Below are 15,121 nucleotides of genomic sequence, written 5' to 3' on the forward strand. Positions count from 1 at the left end.
GCCGTGATCGATATCAGCGAATCCGTGATGCAGTTCCTTCTCGCATTGATCGTCGTCGGCCCGCTCATCGGCGCCGTCGCCGCTCTTCTCCCCGCCCCGCCCGGGCTGAAGGGGAAGTCGCCCGACCAGGCCGTGCTCCGCCACGGTGTGACCGTGACCGGCGTGATCCTCATCGCCGCGATCGTCCTCGCGCTCGGCTTCGACCACGACCAGCCGTCGAAGATGCAGGCCACGACCGACATCAGCTGGATCCCGGCGCTCGACGTGCGGATCCACCTCGGCATCGACGGCATCTCCCTCCCCCTCCTGGTGCTCACGGCGCTGCTGACGTTCCTGTGCGCGCTGTACTCCTACTTCAAGATGCCTTCGGGCCCGTCCCCCAAGGCCTTCGTCGCCCTGATCCTCGTCCTGGAATCGGGCACCCTCGCGACCTTCGCCGTCCTGGACCTCCTCCTCTTCTTCCTCGCGTTCGAGATGGTCCTCATCCCGATGTACTTCCTCATCGCCCGCTGGGGCGGAGAGGGACGAGCGCAGGCGGCGTGGAAGTTCATCCTGTTCACGCTGCTCGGCTCGGTCGTGATGCTGCTCGGCCTCCTCCTTATCGGTGTTAAGTCGGGCACGTTCGACATGATGGCACTGGCCACTGACAACGGCCGGGGCCTGACCACGTCCGTGCAGGTCATCGCCGTTCTGGCGATCGGGATCGGGCTCGCGGTGAAGACGCCCATGTGGCCGCTGCACAGCTGGCTGCCGGACGCCCACACCGCCGCCCCGACCGTCGGCTCGGTGCTCCTGGCCGGCGTGCTGCTGAAGATGGGTACGTACGGATTCGTCCGGATCCTGCTCCCCGTCGCGCCCGACGGAATGCGGACCTTCGCCCCGTACCTCGCCGCGCTCGCCGTCGTCGGGATCATCTACGGGTCCCTGGCCTGCCTGAACCTCGCGAAGCAGGGCGCGAAGGGCGATCTCAAGCGCCTCATCGCCTACTCCTCCGTCGGCCACATGGGCTTCGTGCTGCTCGGCATCGCGTCGATGAGCCCGACCGGCGTGAACGGCGCGCTGTTCGCGAACATCGCCCACGGCCTCATCACCGGCCTCCTCTTCTTCCTCGTCGGCGCGCTCAAGGACCGGGCCGGCACCAGCGACCTCGACGCCCTCGCCGAGCAGGGCGGCATGGCCTTGTACGGGAAGGCTCCGCGCCTCGGCGGCCTGCTCGCGTTCGCCGCCGTCGCCTCGCTCGGCCTGCCGGGCCTCGCCGGGTTCTGGGGCGAGATGCTCGCCCTGTTCGGCGCGTTCAGGCCCGCCGACGGCCTCAGCCGCCCGGCGTTCCTCGTGTTCATGGCGATCGCCGCCTTCGGCACGCTGCTCACCGCCGCGTACCTGCTCATCGTGGTCCGCCGCGTCTGCATGGGCCCGCGCCCGAAGGAAGCGCCGGCGGCCCCCGAGGCGCCGGTCCTCGCGGATGTGCGCGGCTACGAGTTCGCCGCCTGGACCCCGCTCGTCGCCCTCACCGTCCTCGCGGGCCTGTGGCCCGCAGCCCTGCTCGGCCTCACGAACCCGGCCGTGCAGAAGCTCCTCGCAGGAGGCCTCCAGTGATCGCCGTCGCCGCGCCCTCCGTGGCGTCCCTCGTCCAGTCCGTCGACTGGGTCGCCATCGCGCCGCCCACGATCGCGGCGGTCGTGGGCCTCGTCGTCCTGGTCGCCGACCTGTTCGTGGGGGAGGCCCGCAAGCCGGTCCTGGGCTGGATCTCCGTCGCGGGCCTGGCCGCCGCGGCGCTCGCGCTCCTGCCGCTCATCGGGGACGAGCGCTCCACGTTCTGCCTCCGTGGCGCCCCCTACGAGGCCTGCAGCTACACGGCGGACCGCTTCACCCTGGTCGTCCAGTTCCTGGTCCTGGCCGGGGCCCTGCTCACCGCGCTGCTCTCGATCAGCTCCCTCAAGGACGCGAAGAAGGCGAACCGGCCGCTTCCGGAGGGCGAGTTCTGGTTCCTCCTCCTGTCGTCCGCCGCGGGCGCGGCCCTGCTGCCCGCCTCCCGCGACCTCGCCACCCTCGTGGTCGCCCTGGAGGTCGCCTCGCTGCCCGCCTTCGCCCTCGTGGGCCTCAAGCAGGGCGACAGGCGCTCCTCCGACGCGGCCCTGAAGTTCTTCCTGTCCTCGGTCACCGCGACCGCCGTCACCCTGCTCGGTGTGAGCTTCGTGTACGCGGCCACCGGCTCCCTGCACCTCACCAGGGTGGCCACGGAACTCACGCACGTGGACGGCCAGTTCCACACGCTCGCCCAGGCCGGCGTCGCGCTCACCCTCGTGGGCTTCGCCTTCAAGACGGCCGCCGTGCCGTTCCACTTCTGGGTGCCCGACACCTACGTGGGCGCGCCGTTGCCGATCGCCGCCTACTTGTCGGTCATCGGCAAGGCCGTCGGCTTCTCGGGCCTCATCCTCGTCACGGTCGTCGCCTTCCCCTCGTACGCCGACGTGTGGGGCCCCGCCCTGGCCGCGCTCGCCGCGCTCACCATGACCGTCGGCAACGTCGCCGCCCTGCGGCAGCAGGCCACGCGCGCGTACAGCGCCGTCCGCCTGCTCGCCTGGTCGTCCGTCGGCCAGGCCGGCTACCTCCTGGTGCCGATCGCCGCGGCCGCCTACTCCGACGACCCCCAGAAGTCGATCGGATCCACCCTCGCGTACGCCCTCATGTACGCCGCGGTGAACCTCGGCGCTTTCGCGGTGGCCGCCCTGGTCGCCCGTACGAAGCCGCTGAACCGCGTCAGCGACTACCGGGGCCTGTACGCCGCCCGCCCGCTCGCCGCGCTCGTCCTGGGCTTCTTCCTGCTGTGCCTCGCGGGGCTGCCGCCCGGCATCATCGGCCTGTTTGCGAAGGTCACGGTCTTCTCCGCGGCCGTCGACGCGGGCCTCGGCTGGCTCGCCGTCGTGATGGCCGTGAACGTCGTGATCGCCCTCGTCTACTACCTCCAGTGGACCGCGACGCTCTTCCGCGCCCCTGAAGGAGCCACCGAAGGCGCCGCTGCAGGAGCCGCCGCGGGCGCCCCGGCCGTCGCGCGCCGCGCTTCCGTGCCGCTCACCGCCGCGATCGCCGTCACGGCCGTCATCGGAGTCGCGCTCTCCGGCGCCCCGCAATTGGTGCTGCGTTTTGCCTCGACGGGCCTCTTCTAGGCACCCTCGTACGACATCACATGCGGGCCGCCCCACAGGCCCCACCAGCCCCACACCAAGGAGACAGGCGCCGTGCTGAGCGGGTTCAAGGAATTCATCCTTCGCGGAAACATCATCACGATGGCCATCGGCCTCGCGGTCGGAACCGCGTTCACGGCCGTGGTCACCGCGCTCAGCACGGCGTTCATCGCCCCGCTCGTCGGTCTCGCCACCCGGTCCACGGGCGACTTCAGTGAGGCGCACTTCACGGTCGAGGGCACCGACTTCCCGTACGGCAAGTTCGTCAGCGCGATCATCGCCTTCCTGATCACCGCCGCGGTGCTCTACTTCCTGATCGTCGTCCCGATGATGAAGCTCCAGGCACGCATGGACCGCAACAAGCCGGTCGACATCAAGGCCGCCCTGCGCGACTGCCCGCGCTGCTACACCCAGATCCCCGGCATCGCCACCCGCTGCGCGCACTGCACGAGCGAGATCGAGGCCGACCCGGAGGCCCTGGAGCTCGCCGGTCTGCCGCAGCAGCGCTGACCCGGTCGGCCTACACGCCCGCACGGGCGGCCCGGCGCGCACAAGGGAACTCGGCCCCCTCGTCTGGCGTTGACCAGTGAGGGAGGGTCCACTGGACGTGGAACACGGCGTGGCGACACGCACCGGCTCCAGACCCAGTGGAAGCAGCAGATCAGCAAGCAGTGGGTTCCCCTGCCGCACCATCAGGAGGGCGTACCGTGCACCGCCGGCACAACGGGTTGAAGACCGCCGTACTCCTCGGCGGTCTGTCCGCCCTGATCCTCGTCATCGGCAGCTTCTTCGGCCGGACGGGACTCATCATCGGGCTCGTCATCGCCCTGGGGACGAACGCGTACGCGTACTGGAACAGCGACAAGCTGGCCCTGCGCGCGATGCGGGCACGCCCGGTGAGCGAGTTCGAGGCGCCCGCGCTCTACCGGATGGTGCGCGAGCTCTCCACGCAGGCGCGCCAGCCCATGCCGCGCCTCTACATCTCGCCCACGGAGGCGCCGAACGCGTTCGCGACGGGCCGCAATCCGCGCAACGCGGCGGTGTGCTGCACCGAGGGCATCCTGCGCATCCTGGACGAGCGCGAGCTGCGCGGCGTCATCGGGCACGAGCTCAGCCATGTCTACAACCGGGACATCCTGATCTCCTCGGTCGCCGGCGCCCTCGCCTCCGTGATCATGTTCCTGGTCAACTTCGCGTGGCTCATCCCGGTCGGCCGTTCGAACGACGACGACGGGCCCGGCCTCTTCGGGATGCTCCTGATCATGATCCTGGGGCCACTCGCCGCGTCCCTCATCCAGCTCGCCATCAGCCGCTCCCGCGAGTACGAGGCCGACGCCTCCGGGGCCCAGCTGACCGGCGATCCACTGGCCCTGGCGAGCGCCCTGCGCAAGCTCGACGCGGGCACGAAGCAGCTGCCGCTGCCGCCGGAGCCGCGCATCGAGACGGCGAGCCACATGATGATCGCCAACCCCTTCCGCCCCGGTCAGGGGATGTCGAAGATGTTCTCCACGCACCCGCCGATGGCGGACCGTATCTCCCGGCTCGAGCAGATGGCAGGTCGCCAGCAGTGAAGACAATCCTGAACGTCATATGGCTGATCCTGAGCGGCTTCTGGCTGTTCCTCGGCTACGTGCTGGCCGGTCTCCTGCTCTGCGTCACGATCATCGGCATCCCGTTCGGCATCGCCGCCTTCAGGATCGGCGTCTACGCCCTGTGGCCGTTCGGGCAGACGACGGTCGAGCGCAGGGACGCGGGAGCGCCCTCCTGCGTGGGAAACGTGCTGTGGCTGCTCCTCGCGGGCTGGTGGCTGGCCCTGGCGCACATCGTCACGGGCCTCGCCCTGTGCGTGACGATCATCGGGATCCCGTTCGGCATCGCCAACTTCAAGATGATCCCGATCTCGCTGCTCCCGCTGGGCCGCGAGATCGTTCCCACGGACCAGCCGTTCGCCGCGCGTTAGGCCGCACCACGCGCGCGTAGCCGCACCGCGTAGGCGAGCGCCCCGACGGCGATGACGGCCGCCCCGGCCGCCACCGACGACAGCGGCAGCGAGCACGCGAGGGCCAGACAGCCGACGACCCCGAGGGCCGGCAGCGCCCGCGCGCGCACCGCGGAACTCAGCGTCCACGCCGAGGCGTTCGCGACGGCGTAGTACAGCAGCACCCCGAACGACGAGAAGCCGATCGCCCCGCGTACGTCCCCGAGGGCGGCCACGACCGCCACGACCGCGCCCACCGCCAGCTCGGCCCGACGCGGCACCTGGAAGCGCGGATGGACGGCCGCCAGGGCGCCCGGCAGATGCCGGTCGCGCGCCATCGCGAGCGTCGTCCGCGACACGCCCAGAAGCAGCGCGAGCAGCGAGCCGAGCGCCGCCACGGCCGCCCCCACCCGCACCACCGGCACGAGCCCGTCGACCCCCGCGGCCCGTACGGCGTCGGCCAACGGGGCAGAGGCCCGCGCGAGCCCGTCCACGCCGAGCACGGCGACGGCGGCGGCGCCCACGGCCGCGTAGACGACCAACGTGATCCCGAGCGCCACCGGGATCGCGCGCGGAATCGTGCGCGCCGGATCCCGCACCTCCTCGCCCAGCGTCGCCACGCGCGCGTACCCGGCGAACGCGAAGAACAGCAGCCCCGCGCCGCTCAGCACGCCGCTGACGCCCTCCGAGAGCCCCGGAGCGAGCCGAGCCCCCTCGGCGCTCCCCGAGCCCGCACAGGCCACCACGACGGCCGCCAGGACGGCGAGCACGACGGCGACGACGACCCGCGTCAGCCACGCCGACTTCTCAACCCCGAAGCAGTTCACGGCAGTCAGCGCCACGACCGCCGCGACCGCCACCGCGTGCGCCTGCCCCGGCCACACGTACGTCCCCACCGTCAGCGCCATCGCCGCGCACGAGGCCGACTTGCCGACGACGAACGCCCAGCCCGCCAGATACCCCCAGAACGGCCCCAGCCGCTCCCGCCCGTACACGTACGTGCCCCCGGACACCGGGTACTCGGCCGCGAGCCGCGCCGACGACATGGCGTTGCAGTACGCCACCACGGCCGCGACCGCGAGCGCGTACAGCACGCCCGAACCGGCCGCCCGCGCCGCGGGCCCGAGCGCCGCGAAGACGCCCGCCCCGATCATCGATCCGAGCCCGACGACCACGGCGTCGCGCACACCGAGCGCCCGGCGGAGAGAAGCCTGCGACTGTGTCATGCGCCGCACCCTAAACGGCCCGTGCAACCACGGCATGCCTACCTGTCGTCCTATTGGGCAGCAGGTCAGGGCAACGCACCACGAGCAACACGGCGCCGCGGCACGGCACATGGCGCCGCGGCACTACAGAAGGGCAGAACGCGGAATGGGCATCATCGGCTGGATCATCCTTGGACTGCTGGCTGGTGCCATCGCCAAGTTCCTGCTGCCGGGCCGCGACCCGGGCGGCCTGATCGGCACCACCCTCATAGGCGTCGCGGGATCCTTCATCGGCGGCTGGATATCGTCCCGTTGGCTGGACCGCCCCATCACCACCGACTTCTACGACGGCGCCACCTGGGTCGCCGCGATCGGCGGCGCGCTCGTCCTCCTGATCGTCTACCGCATCTTCTTCGGCGACTCGCGCAGTCGCCGCTGAGCTGCAGCCGGCAGCAAGAAGGGGCGGCACCCGGCCGGGTGCCGCCCCTTTCTCGTGTCCGCTACCGGTAGTTCACGAACTGCAGCGCGAAGTCGAAGTCCTGCCCCTTGAGGAGCGCGATCACGGACTGCAGGTCGTCCCGGCTCTTGGAGCTGACCCGCAGCTCCTCGCCCTGCACCTGCGCCTTGACGCCCTTGGGGCCCTCGTCGCGGATGAGCTTGGCGACCTTCTTGGCGTTCTCCTGGGAGATGCCCTCCTCGATGGAGGCGAAGATCTTGTACTCCTTGCCGGACACCTGCGGCTCACCGGCGTCGAGCGACTTCAGGGAGATGCCGCGCTTCACCAGCTTGGACTGGAAGACGTCGAGGATGGCCTTGACCCGCTCCTCGGAGCTGGCCTCCATCAGGATCTTCTCGCCGGACCAGGAGATGGAGGCGCCGACGTTCTTGAAGTCGTAGCGCTGCGAGATTTCCTTGGCGGCCTGGTTGAGGGCGTTGTCGACCTCCTGCCGCTCGACCTTCGAGACGATGTCGAAACTGGAGTCGGCCATGTCCTGTGGCTCCTTGTATCGGGGGTGGATCGGGTACCGGCCGGGATCCGACCGGGTCCTGCTCGGGCTGCGCGCCGGGGGCTCCGCACCGAGTGCAAAGCCTAGCCACCGCTCCGCGCCCGGCCGCCGATCAATCGGGTGGCGAAGCACCCCTGTGCATCAGGTATTGTTTACGTCGTTGCCAGCGAGCACCGCCCACAGCGGGGCCCGAGGCAGCGAACCCAAGGCGGTGTGCCCGAGCGGCCAAAGGGAGCAGACTGTAAATCTGCCGGCTCAGCCTTCCCAGGTTCGAATCCTGGCGCCGCCACACTTGGGGGAAGCCCCTTCCGGACTGCGGAAACGCAGAACGGGAGGGGCTTCGTCGTGTTCGGGTGGGGTCTTCGAGCGTGATCGAAATATGGTGACCTGCGTCACATTGTCCGGGCGTGTGTCGTCCCCCGGGGCCCGTTCGCAGACCCTTGTGCGCCGCATAGGACCCCCATAGGGTGAGCCGCCTTGTGGTGGCAAGAAGAGGCGGGGCGGCATGCGCGTGGAGCTGGTGACCATGCCCTGGCACCCGGTCGATCTGCCCTCCCTCCAGGTGGGCCTGCTGCACCGACTGCTCCGGGACGTCCGCCCGGACGACGAAGTGCACGAGTTTCACGGCTCGCTGCGCTGGGCGGAGCTGCTGCTCGAGCGGTCCGGCGGCCGGCTGAGCCCGGTCGACTACGAGGCGATCGGCAGCGACTCGATCTTTCACGGGATCGGCGACTGGGTGTTCTCGGGCGTCCTCTACGACGACGAGGACTGGGGCGCCGCACGCCTGCGCTCCTACGCGCGCGAGCGCGGCGTGGACGCCGAGACGGTCGATACCGCGTTCGAGATGCGCCGGTACGCCGCCGCGTACGTCGACCGCTGCGCGAGCGAGGTCCTCGCCCACGACCCGGACGTCGTCGGATTCACCAGCACGTTCATGCAGAACGTGCCGTCCCTCGCCCTCGCCCGCGAGCTCAAGCACCGCAACCCGCACCTGACCGTCGTCTTCGGCGGCAGCAACTGCGAGGGCCCCATGGGGCACGCCCTGCACCGCAACCACCCCTACGTGGACCACGTCGTGCGCGGCGAGGGCGAGTACGCCTTCCCGGCCCTCCTCGCCCACGTGGACGCCGGCACCGCCCCGGACGACGTTCCCGGGCTCTGCTGGTGGGACGACGGCCTCTCCCGGGCCAACACCGAAGGCCATCGGACCGTGGCGCCGGCCCACATACCCTCGCCCGACTACGACCAGTGGCAGACGGAGATCGATGCCTCGCCCGTCCTGGAGTACGTGTACCCGAAGCTGGTGGTCGAGGGCGCCCGCGGCTGCTGGTGGGGCGAGAAGCACCACTGCACCTTCTGCGGCCTCAACGGCAGCACCATGGCCTTCCGCGCCAAGCCCGGCGAGCGGCTGTGGGGCGAGATCGAACACCTCGTCCGCCGCCACCGCATCCTCGACATCGTCACCGTCGACAACATCCTCGACATGGCGTACTTCAAGGACTTCCTGCCGCTCGCCGCCGACAGCGGCTGGGACCTGCGCATCCACTACGAGGTGAAGTCCAACCTCAACCGCGAGCAGATCGCCCAGCTGGCCGCCGCGGGCGTCGTCCTCATCCAGCCCGGCATCGAGAGCCTCAACGACCGCGTCCTCGACCTGATGGACAAGGGCGTCACCGGCGCCCGCAACATCCGCACCCTGCGCGAGTTCGACAACCACGAGATCACCTGCACCTGGAACTACCTCTACGGGTTCCCCGGCGAGACCGTGCGCGACTACGCGCGCGTGCTCGAGCAGATGCCGGCCCTCGTGCACCTCCAGCCACCGAGCGGCGCCTTCCGCATCCAACTCGAGCGCTTCAGCCCGCACTTCACCGACCCCGCCCTCGGCTTCGGCAAGCGGCGGCCCGCCGACATGTACCAGCACGTGTACGAGCTGCCCGAGTCCGAACTCGCCGACCTGGTCTACCTGTTCGACACCGAGGACGCGGGCATCGGCGGCGACGTCGAGGACCGGCTCCAGAGCGCCGTGGCCCAATGGCGCGCCCAGCACGCCGAGTCGACCCTCGTCATGGAGGAGGCGGGCGAGGAGGGCACCACGCTCCTCGTACGGGACCGCCGCGCCGGCTGGCCGCGCCGCACCTACTGGTTCAACGGCTGGGAGGCCGCCGCGCTGCGCATCCTGGAGGACGGCGGAAGCGAACCCGCCCTGCGCCGCAAACTCGCCGCCGCGGGCCACGACGTACCGCCCGAGGAGCTGGGGGAGTGGGTCGCGCAGGCCCTCATGTTCGGCCTCCTCTTCCGCGACGGCGGCACCTACGTGTCGCTGCCCACCCGCACCGCCCCGATCCGCGTCGCCGACGCGCACGCGGAGCCCGACGCCCCGGCGGCCGCCGGATGACCACCGTCCTGCCCGCCCTCGTCCCGCACCGCGTCATCGGCACCCGTGTCCGCGTGACCGACCCGCTGCCCCTGTACGGCGACGGACGCTCCGTCACCCGAGCGGTCCAGTTCCTGCGCGAGTGCCAGGCCGCGGGCCTTCGCACCCACTGGGAACCGGCTCCCGCGCCACGTCATACGTATGACGCCCCGGACGCCCCTGAGGAGGCCCCTGAGGCTCCGGAAGGTTTTACGTATGACCCCCGCACCCTGCACCACCTCCCGCCCCCGGCCCAACAGGACGGCGAACCGGCCGAGTTGACCGCCTGGCGTGAAGCGCACGCCTACGGAATGCTCTACCACCGCCGCGGCCCCGGCTTCGTCACCGTCATGGACCGCAGGGAACGCCCCGCCTCCGCCCGGTTCACGCTCGACCACCCCGATCTGCTCGCCGCCTTCGACGTGCTGGGCGACGCCGCCCCGCTCGAGGAACTCGCCCCGGCCCACCAGGAAGCCGCCCGCCACCTGGCGGACGAAGGACTCACCCTGATCGTGGGCGGGTGGGCCGTCACGCTGCCCCCTCGGATGCGCCGCTGGCCCGTTCCGTGCATGGCGATCTGAGCGGCCCGGCACCGGCCCGCTCCGCCCCCAGCGCCGGAGCGCAAGAAACCCCCTCAGGAACCTTCCTGAGGGGGTTTCACCGTGTGCCCGCGGCGATCTCGACGCAGACTGAACCCATGCCGATCACATCCCGCCGCCGAAACTGCCCCGAATGCCGCCGTGAGATCGCGGTCGTGGCGGGCCGCTTCGCCCGCCACGATCCACCCGGCACCCGCGCCGCGGGAGAGCTCGTCTCCTGCCCGGGATCGCGCCGCCCCGCCCAGCTCGGCGCCGTCCAGGACGCGCTCGACGGCTACGTGGTCCCGCACGTCCCGGGCCAGTTGCCGCTGTTCTGAACCGGCCCGCCCGAAGACACGTGGGACGGCGACGTACGCGCGCGTACCCGGCTCAGTTCCCCGCGACCGACTTCACCGCGACCGTGACCGGCGTCGACCCGGAGATCAGCTCGAGCGTCAGCCCTGCCGTGGCGGGCGTGTCCACCAGCTCCGCGAGGACGGCCGCCACGTCGTCGCGCGGCACGGGCCCGCGCCCGGTCGAGGCCTCCAGGCGGACGAGCCCGGTCCCCGCGTCGTTCGTCAACTGACCGGGCCGCAGAATCGTCCAGTCGAGCGCGGTGCGGCGTCGTACGTCGTCGTCGGCCGCGCCCTTGGCCCGCAGATACACGTCGAAGACCTCGTCGCCCTCGTGCGCGGCGTCGGCCGCCATCGACGACACCACGATGTAGCGACGCACCTTCGCCCGCTCCGCCGCGTCCGCGAACAGCACGGCGGCGTCCCGGTCCACGGTGTCCTTGCGGCCCGCGCCGCTGCCCGGACCCGCGCCCGCCGCGAAGACCGCCGCGTCCGCACCCTGAAGATGCGCCGCGACCTCCTCCACGGACGCCGACTCCAGGTCGCACAGGACCGGTTCCGCACCGGCGCTCCGCAGGTCGTCACCCTGCTCCGACCTGCGGATGATGCCCGCGACCTCGTCCCCGCGCGCGGAGAGCAACCGCTCGAGCCGCAGCGCGATCTGACCATGACCCCCAGCGATGACAATGCGCATGTCTCCGACGGTACGCCCGAGGCGGACGGTTCACCGCGCAACCACCGCGCACCCGCCCCGCCGGACCCCTCACGTCGGCCCGCAGGACCGCTCACGCCGCCCCGCAGGACCCGCTCAAGCCGGGCCCCCGCCCCCGTACTTGGCCGCCCGCCCCTGACGCGGCAGGTCCAGCGCGACCGCCGCGGCGGAGTCGCAGTACTCGCGTACCGCGCTGGTCCGCGCCACAATGCGCCCCCGGTGCACGACGATCCGGCTGTACGCGAGGGAGAGCGCCCCCGCCAGCCGGTCGCCCCGCACCGCCAGCAACTCCGCGGGAAACCCCGCCTCCACGCGCACCTCCGGCAGCCCGAGCGCCGCCCTGGCCGTCGACCCCACCGCCTCGTACGCGTCCTCGGGGCGCAGCCCGTACCGGGAGGCCAGCAAGTAGGCGGCCTCCAGCGGATCGCCTCGCCCCACGGGGTTCGTCACGTCGCGCAGGGCCCCGCTGCCCGCGGCCACCCGCACCCCGGCCTCCCGCAGCATCCGCACCGGCGCGACCGCCCGCTCGTCGACGCCCGCGCACCCGCCCTGCGGCAGACACGTCACGGTCACCCCGGCCGCCGCGAGCCGGTCCACTGCGGGCCGCACCGCCTCCTCCGGGAGCCGCGAGAGCCCGCCCAGCGGCCCCACGGTGACGCCCGCGCGCAGCCCGCCGACCGCCGCCGCGAGCCGCCCGAGCCGCGCCGGATCGGCCCCGTCCGTGTGCAGGTCGACCGGGCAGCCGTGCTCGGCGGCGACCTCGAGCACCGCCTCCACGTAGCCCGTCGGATCCGGGTCGAGGTCCGGGCAGCCGCCCACCGCGGATGCGCCCATCTTCACGGCGTCCCGCAGCATGGCGAGCCCGTCGGCGCCCGCGAGCCCGGTCAGCAGCCGGGGCATCGCCACGGTGCGCAGATCCGCGAGCCCCACCAGCGAACGCCTCGCCTGAAGGACGGCGGCCAGCGAATCGAGCCCCTCCATGTCGCCGATCCGCACATGGGAGCGCAGGGCGGTCGCCCCGTGGCCGAGCTGGAGCAGGGCGCTCTCGGTGGCCCGGCGCTGCACGTCCTCGGGGTCGTACGGGAGCGGTCCTTCGAGGTCGGCCGACAGGGCGGTGTCGCCGTGCGCGTGCGGTTCGGCGGGGGCGGGGAGCAGCAGCCAACCGGTGAGGTCGACGCGCGAGCCGGGCGTGGTGAGGCTGCCGGCCGTGCCGACGGCCTCGATGCGGCCGCCGCCGATGCGCACGTCGACGGTCCTGCCGTCGGTGAGCCGGGCGCCGCTGAGCAGCAGCCCAGAGCTCTCGGGCACGCCGGGGGACGGCGGTCGCTGCGACGGGCTCTGGGGCATCGCGCTCCTGAGTGCTCGGGGACGGCTCGGGGACCCGCTCGGGGGTGGCCACGGTGAGGGCGGCGCCCGCGTACAAGATCACGCAGGGCGGGTCGAGCCTAGGACCGGGAACGGGGCGCTTCGAGGACCGCCGCAAAAGTCGTACTGATGGGGTCCGAGGGGCGTGTGGGCCGGTCGGGAGAAGGGCGCATCGTTCCCGGCGGGCGGGGGCGCGAAACGGATTTGGGCGATCGGCGCGCGACCGTGTAATGTCTTCATCGCTCGCCCCAATAGCTCAGTCGGTAGAGCGTCTCCATGGTAAGGAGAAGGTCTGCGGTTCGATTCCGCATTGGGGCTCTGGTGCAGACGTCGTTCGCGTCGCTTGCATCACAGCGGTGTAGCTCAGTCGGTAGAGCAAGCGGCTCATAATCGCTGTGTCACCGGTTCAAGTCCGGTCACCGCTACTGACAGTAGCCGATTGTGGGGTCGGTCCTTCGATCGGCTACTCTTCTATGTGTTAAACCTTTTGTCCCATCCGTTCGTCAAGGAGCACTCACGTGGCTGCCACCGACGTCCGCCCGAAGATCACGCTGGCCTGCGTGGAGTGCAAGGAGCGGAACTACATCACCAAGAAGAACCGGCGTAACAACCCGGACCGTCTTGAGATGAAGAAGCACTGCCCGCGTTGCAACGCGCACACCGCGCACCGCGAAACGCGATAAATCAGGCTCGTACACGAGGCCGTCCCCGTAAAAGGGGGCGGCCTCGTGTCGTTTCGTAGATCAGGCAGATCGAGAACTCATCACAGGAGGTGCCGAGCCCATGGCGCTCGACCAGTCCTTCGTGGGGCGGACCTATCCGCCCACCGCCCCGTACGAGGTCGGCCGGGAGAAGATCCGCGAGTTCGCGGAGGCCGTGGGGGACACCAACCCCGCGTACGTCGACCGCGCCGCCGCCGAAGCGCTCGGACACCCCGATGTGATCGCGCCGCCGACCTTTGTGTTCGCGATCACCTTCAAGGCGGCGGGCGAGGTCATCCACGACCCGGAGCTGGGGCTCGACTACAGCCGCGTCGTGCACGGTGACCAGAAGTTCGCGTACACGCGCCCGGTACGGGCCGGTGACCGGCTGACGGTGACCTCGACCATCGAGGGCATCAAGTCGCTCGCGGGCAACGACATCGTGGACGTGCGCGGCGAGGTGCACGACGAGGCCGGTGAGCACGTCGTGACCGCCTGGACCAAGCTCGTCTCGCGCGCCGCTGAGGAGGCCTGATCGCCATGGCGACGACCATCAAGTACGCCGACGTAGAGGTCGGCACCGAGCTGCCCGCGCAGACCTTCCCTGTGAGCCGTGCCACGCTCGTGCAGTACGCGGGCGCCTCCGGCGACTTCAATCCGATCCACTGGAACGAGAAGTTCGCGGTCGAGGTCGGTCTGCCGGACGTCATCGCGCACGGCATGTTCACGATGGCCGAGGCGATCCGCGTCGTCACCGACTGGGCCGGCGACCCCGCGGCCGTCGTCGAGTACGGCGTCCGCTTCACCAAGCCGGTCGTGGTGCCGAACGACGACAAGGGCGCCGAGATCGAGGTCAGCGCCAAGGTCGCGGCCAAGCTCGACGACAACCGGGTCCGCGTCGACCTGACCGCGATGAGCGCGGGGCAGAAGGTGCTCGGCATGTCGCGAGCGGTCGTCCAGCTGGTCTGATCGCCGCCCGCGCGGCGGGCAGCCGCGCTGAGTAAGGGGCGTCCCCAATTGCGGGGCGCCCCTTACCTCTTGACGTAGGTAGTGATTGGCCACTAACTTACTCGCATGGTCAGGATGAGTGCGGAGGAGCGGCGCGAGAGCGTCATCCGCGCGGCGATCTCCGAGTTCGCCCGCGGGGGCTACAACGGCACGTCGACCGAGGCGATCGCCAAGCGTGTCGGTGTCTCGCAGCCGTATCTCTTCCGGCTCTTCCCGAGCAAGCAGGCCATCTTCCTCGCGGCCGCGCAGCGGTGCTGCCAGGACATCGTCAAGGTGTTCCAGCGGGCGTCCGAAGGCGTCGAGGGGGAGCAGGCGCTCCAGTGCATGGGCGACGCGTACCAGTCGCTCATCGCCGAGGACCCCGAGAAGCTGCTCATGCAGATGCAGATCTACGTCGCCGTGGCCGCGGCCGAGGCGGCGGGCGACCGGGAGTTCGGCGAGTCGCTGCGGGCGGGCTGGATGGAGATGTACGACGTGGCGAACCTGGCGATGGGTGCGGATGTCGGGGAGACGACGCAGTTCCTCGCCTACGGAATGCTGATCAACGTTCTGGTGTCGATGGGGTTCAAGCCCGACCACCGGGTCTGGGCCGGATTCGACAAGTGAGCCCTCG

The 15,121-nt window shown here is 71.0% G+C and carries 17 protein-coding genes and 3 tRNA genes; 16 read left to right on the top strand and 4 right to left on the bottom strand.

Annotated elements, in window-relative coordinates; genetic code table 11:
• Positions 1 to 3: 3 nt before the first annotated feature.
• The 5 genes from ACTWJ8_RS22850 (at position 4) to ACTWJ8_RS22870 (ending at position 5,145) form a co-directional block, all read left to right on the top strand.
• A complete protein-coding gene (locus tag ACTWJ8_RS22850) occupies positions 4 to 1,596 on the top strand; it encodes an NADH-quinone oxidoreductase subunit M (RefSeq protein WP_443260148.1) in 1,593 nt (530 codons plus the stop codon).
• A 20-nt stretch (positions 1,597 to 1,616) separates the two neighbouring features.
• Positions 1,617 to 3,167, top strand: a complete 1,551-nt coding sequence (locus ACTWJ8_RS22855; protein WP_443264970.1) for an NADH-quinone oxidoreductase subunit N — start codon at positions 1,617 to 1,619, stop codon at positions 3,165 to 3,167.
• A 72-nt stretch (positions 3,168 to 3,239) separates the two neighbouring features.
• Positions 3,240 to 3,695 (top strand): large conductance mechanosensitive channel protein MscL, encoded by a 456-nt coding sequence (gene mscL, locus ACTWJ8_RS22860; RefSeq protein WP_356375007.1) that lies wholly within the window; start codon positions 3,240 to 3,242, stop codon positions 3,693 to 3,695.
• Positions 3,696 to 3,892: 197 nt separating this feature from the next.
• Entirely contained in the window at positions 3,893 to 4,756 is an 864-nt protein-coding gene (gene htpX / locus ACTWJ8_RS22865; RefSeq protein WP_356375004.1) for a zinc metalloprotease HtpX, read from the top strand.
• Positions 4,753 to 5,145 carry a YccF domain-containing protein gene (locus tag ACTWJ8_RS22870; protein ID WP_356375001.1) on the top strand — a complete coding sequence of 131 codons (393 nt, stop codon included), beginning with the start codon at positions 4,753 to 4,755 and terminating at the stop codon, positions 5,143 to 5,145. The genes htpX and ACTWJ8_RS22870 overlap by 4 nt, the downstream gene beginning before the upstream one ends.
• Here ACTWJ8_RS22870 and ACTWJ8_RS22875 read toward each other — a convergent pair.
• Complete coding sequence (locus ACTWJ8_RS22875; protein ID WP_443260149.1) at positions 5,142 to 6,389, bottom strand: APC family permease; 1,248 nt, start codon at positions 6,387 to 6,389, stop codon at positions 5,142 to 5,144. The genes ACTWJ8_RS22870 and ACTWJ8_RS22875 overlap by 4 nt on opposite strands.
• A gap of 145 nt (positions 6,390 to 6,534) precedes the next feature.
• On the opposite strand from ACTWJ8_RS22875, the gene ACTWJ8_RS22880 reads away from it, so the two are divergent.
• Complete coding sequence (locus tag ACTWJ8_RS22880; protein WP_443260150.1) at positions 6,535 to 6,807, top strand: GlsB/YeaQ/YmgE family stress response membrane protein; 273 nt, start codon at positions 6,535 to 6,537, stop codon at positions 6,805 to 6,807.
• 61 nt (positions 6,808 to 6,868) lie between these two features.
• On the opposite strand, the gene ACTWJ8_RS22885 is transcribed toward ACTWJ8_RS22880, so the two are convergent.
• Positions 6,869 to 7,357, bottom strand: coding sequence for a YajQ family cyclic di-GMP-binding protein (locus tag ACTWJ8_RS22885; protein ID WP_356374992.1), 489 nt, complete (start codon positions 7,355 to 7,357; stop codon positions 6,869 to 6,871).
• A gap of 225 nt (positions 7,358 to 7,582) precedes the next feature.
• Between ACTWJ8_RS22885 and ACTWJ8_RS22890 the strand changes: the two genes are divergently transcribed.
• From ACTWJ8_RS22890 to ACTWJ8_RS22905, 4 genes are all read left to right on the top strand, one after another.
• Positions 7,583 to 7,664, top strand: a tRNA-Tyr gene (locus tag ACTWJ8_RS22890).
• 216 nt (positions 7,665 to 7,880) lie between these two features.
• A complete protein-coding gene (locus ACTWJ8_RS22895) occupies positions 7,881 to 9,773 on the top strand; it encodes a RiPP maturation radical SAM C-methyltransferase (RefSeq protein WP_443260151.1) in 1,893 nt (630 codons plus the stop codon).
• Positions 9,770 to 10,372: a DUF5825 family protein gene (locus tag ACTWJ8_RS22900; RefSeq protein WP_356374987.1), complete on the top strand. Its 603-nt coding sequence runs from the start codon at positions 9,770 to 9,772 to the stop codon at positions 10,370 to 10,372. Before ACTWJ8_RS22895 ends, ACTWJ8_RS22900 begins: the two co-directional genes overlap by 4 nt.
• Before the next feature lie 122 nt (positions 10,373 to 10,494).
• Complete coding sequence (locus ACTWJ8_RS22905; RefSeq protein WP_356375939.1) at positions 10,495 to 10,707, top strand: hypothetical protein; 213 nt, start codon at positions 10,495 to 10,497, stop codon at positions 10,705 to 10,707.
• A gap of 52 nt (positions 10,708 to 10,759) precedes the next feature.
• Here ACTWJ8_RS22905 and ACTWJ8_RS22910 read toward each other — a convergent pair whose 3' ends face one another.
• Together ACTWJ8_RS22910 and ACTWJ8_RS22915 are read right to left on the bottom strand one after the other, a co-directional pair.
• Complete coding sequence (locus ACTWJ8_RS22910) at positions 10,760 to 11,416, bottom strand: SDR family oxidoreductase (protein WP_356374984.1); 657 nt, start codon at positions 11,414 to 11,416, stop codon at positions 10,760 to 10,762.
• Between the two features lie 114 nt (positions 11,417 to 11,530).
• Positions 11,531 to 12,781: an amidohydrolase family protein gene (locus tag ACTWJ8_RS22915; protein ID WP_356374981.1), complete on the bottom strand. Its 1,251-nt coding sequence runs from the start codon at positions 12,779 to 12,781 to the stop codon at positions 11,531 to 11,533.
• A 263-nt stretch (positions 12,782 to 13,044) separates the two neighbouring features.
• Here ACTWJ8_RS22915 and ACTWJ8_RS22920 point away from each other — a divergent pair.
• The 6 genes from ACTWJ8_RS22920 (at position 13,045) to ACTWJ8_RS22945 (ending at position 15,114) form a co-directional block, all read left to right on the top strand.
• A tRNA-Thr gene (locus ACTWJ8_RS22920) sits at positions 13,045 to 13,117 on the top strand.
• 34 nt (positions 13,118 to 13,151) lie between these two features.
• Positions 13,152 to 13,224, top strand: a tRNA-Met gene (locus tag ACTWJ8_RS22925).
• 93 nt (positions 13,225 to 13,317) lie between these two features.
• Positions 13,318 to 13,482 (top strand): 50S ribosomal protein L33, encoded by a 165-nt coding sequence (gene rpmG, locus ACTWJ8_RS22930; RefSeq protein ID WP_003948671.1) that lies wholly within the window; start codon positions 13,318 to 13,320, stop codon positions 13,480 to 13,482.
• Positions 13,483 to 13,582: 100 nt separating this feature from the next.
• Complete coding sequence (locus ACTWJ8_RS22935) at positions 13,583 to 14,035, top strand: MaoC family dehydratase N-terminal domain-containing protein (protein WP_356374978.1); 453 nt, start codon at positions 13,583 to 13,585, stop codon at positions 14,033 to 14,035.
• A gap of 5 nt (positions 14,036 to 14,040) precedes the next feature.
• Entirely contained in the window at positions 14,041 to 14,469 is a 429-nt protein-coding gene (locus ACTWJ8_RS22940; RefSeq protein WP_443260152.1) for a MaoC family dehydratase, read from the top strand.
• A gap of 105 nt (positions 14,470 to 14,574) precedes the next feature.
• Positions 14,575 to 15,114: a TetR/AcrR family transcriptional regulator gene (locus ACTWJ8_RS22945; protein ID WP_356374972.1), complete on the top strand. Its 540-nt coding sequence runs from the start codon at positions 14,575 to 14,577 to the stop codon at positions 15,112 to 15,114.
• The last annotated feature ends 7 nt before the right edge of the window (positions 15,115 to 15,121 follow it).

It is taken from the genome of Streptomyces sp. SDT5-1, from assembly GCF_052245995.1.
GTDB lineage: Bacteria > Actinomycetota > Actinomycetes > Streptomycetales > Streptomycetaceae > Streptomyces.

What these genes read in the sequence shown, in the direction of transcription:
- ACTWJ8_RS22875 (WP_443260149.1), bottom strand. Translation starts at nt 6,389, where the DNA reads ATGACACAGTCGCAGGCTTCTCTCCGCCGGGCGCTCGGTGTGCGCGAC.
- ACTWJ8_RS22880 (WP_443260150.1), top strand. Translation starts at nt 6,535, where the DNA reads ATGGGCATCATCGGCTGGATCATCCTTGGACTGCTGGCTGGTGCCATC.
- ACTWJ8_RS22885 (WP_356374992.1), bottom strand. Translation starts at nt 7,357, where the DNA reads ATGGCCGACTCCAGTTTCGACATCGTCTCGAAGGTCGAGCGGCAGGAG.
- ACTWJ8_RS22895 (WP_443260151.1), top strand. Translation starts at nt 7,881, where the DNA reads ATGCGCGTGGAGCTGGTGACCATGCCCTGGCACCCGGTCGATCTGCCC.
- ACTWJ8_RS22900 (WP_356374987.1), top strand. Translation starts at nt 9,770, where the DNA reads ATGACCACCGTCCTGCCCGCCCTCGTCCCGCACCGCGTCATCGGCACC.
- ACTWJ8_RS22910 (WP_356374984.1), bottom strand. Translation starts at nt 11,416, where the DNA reads ATGCGCATTGTCATCGCTGGGGGTCATGGTCAGATCGCGCTGCGGCTC.
- ACTWJ8_RS22915 (WP_356374981.1), bottom strand. Translation starts at nt 12,781, where the DNA reads ATGCCCCAGAGCCCGTCGCAGCGACCGCCGTCCCCCGGCGTGCCCGAG.
- ACTWJ8_RS22935 (WP_356374978.1), top strand. Translation starts at nt 13,583, where the DNA reads ATGGCGCTCGACCAGTCCTTCGTGGGGCGGACCTATCCGCCCACCGCC.
- ACTWJ8_RS22940 (WP_443260152.1), top strand. Translation starts at nt 14,041, where the DNA reads ATGGCGACGACCATCAAGTACGCCGACGTAGAGGTCGGCACCGAGCTG.
- ACTWJ8_RS22945 (WP_356374972.1), top strand. Translation starts at nt 14,575, where the DNA reads ATGGTCAGGATGAGTGCGGAGGAGCGGCGCGAGAGCGTCATCCGCGCG.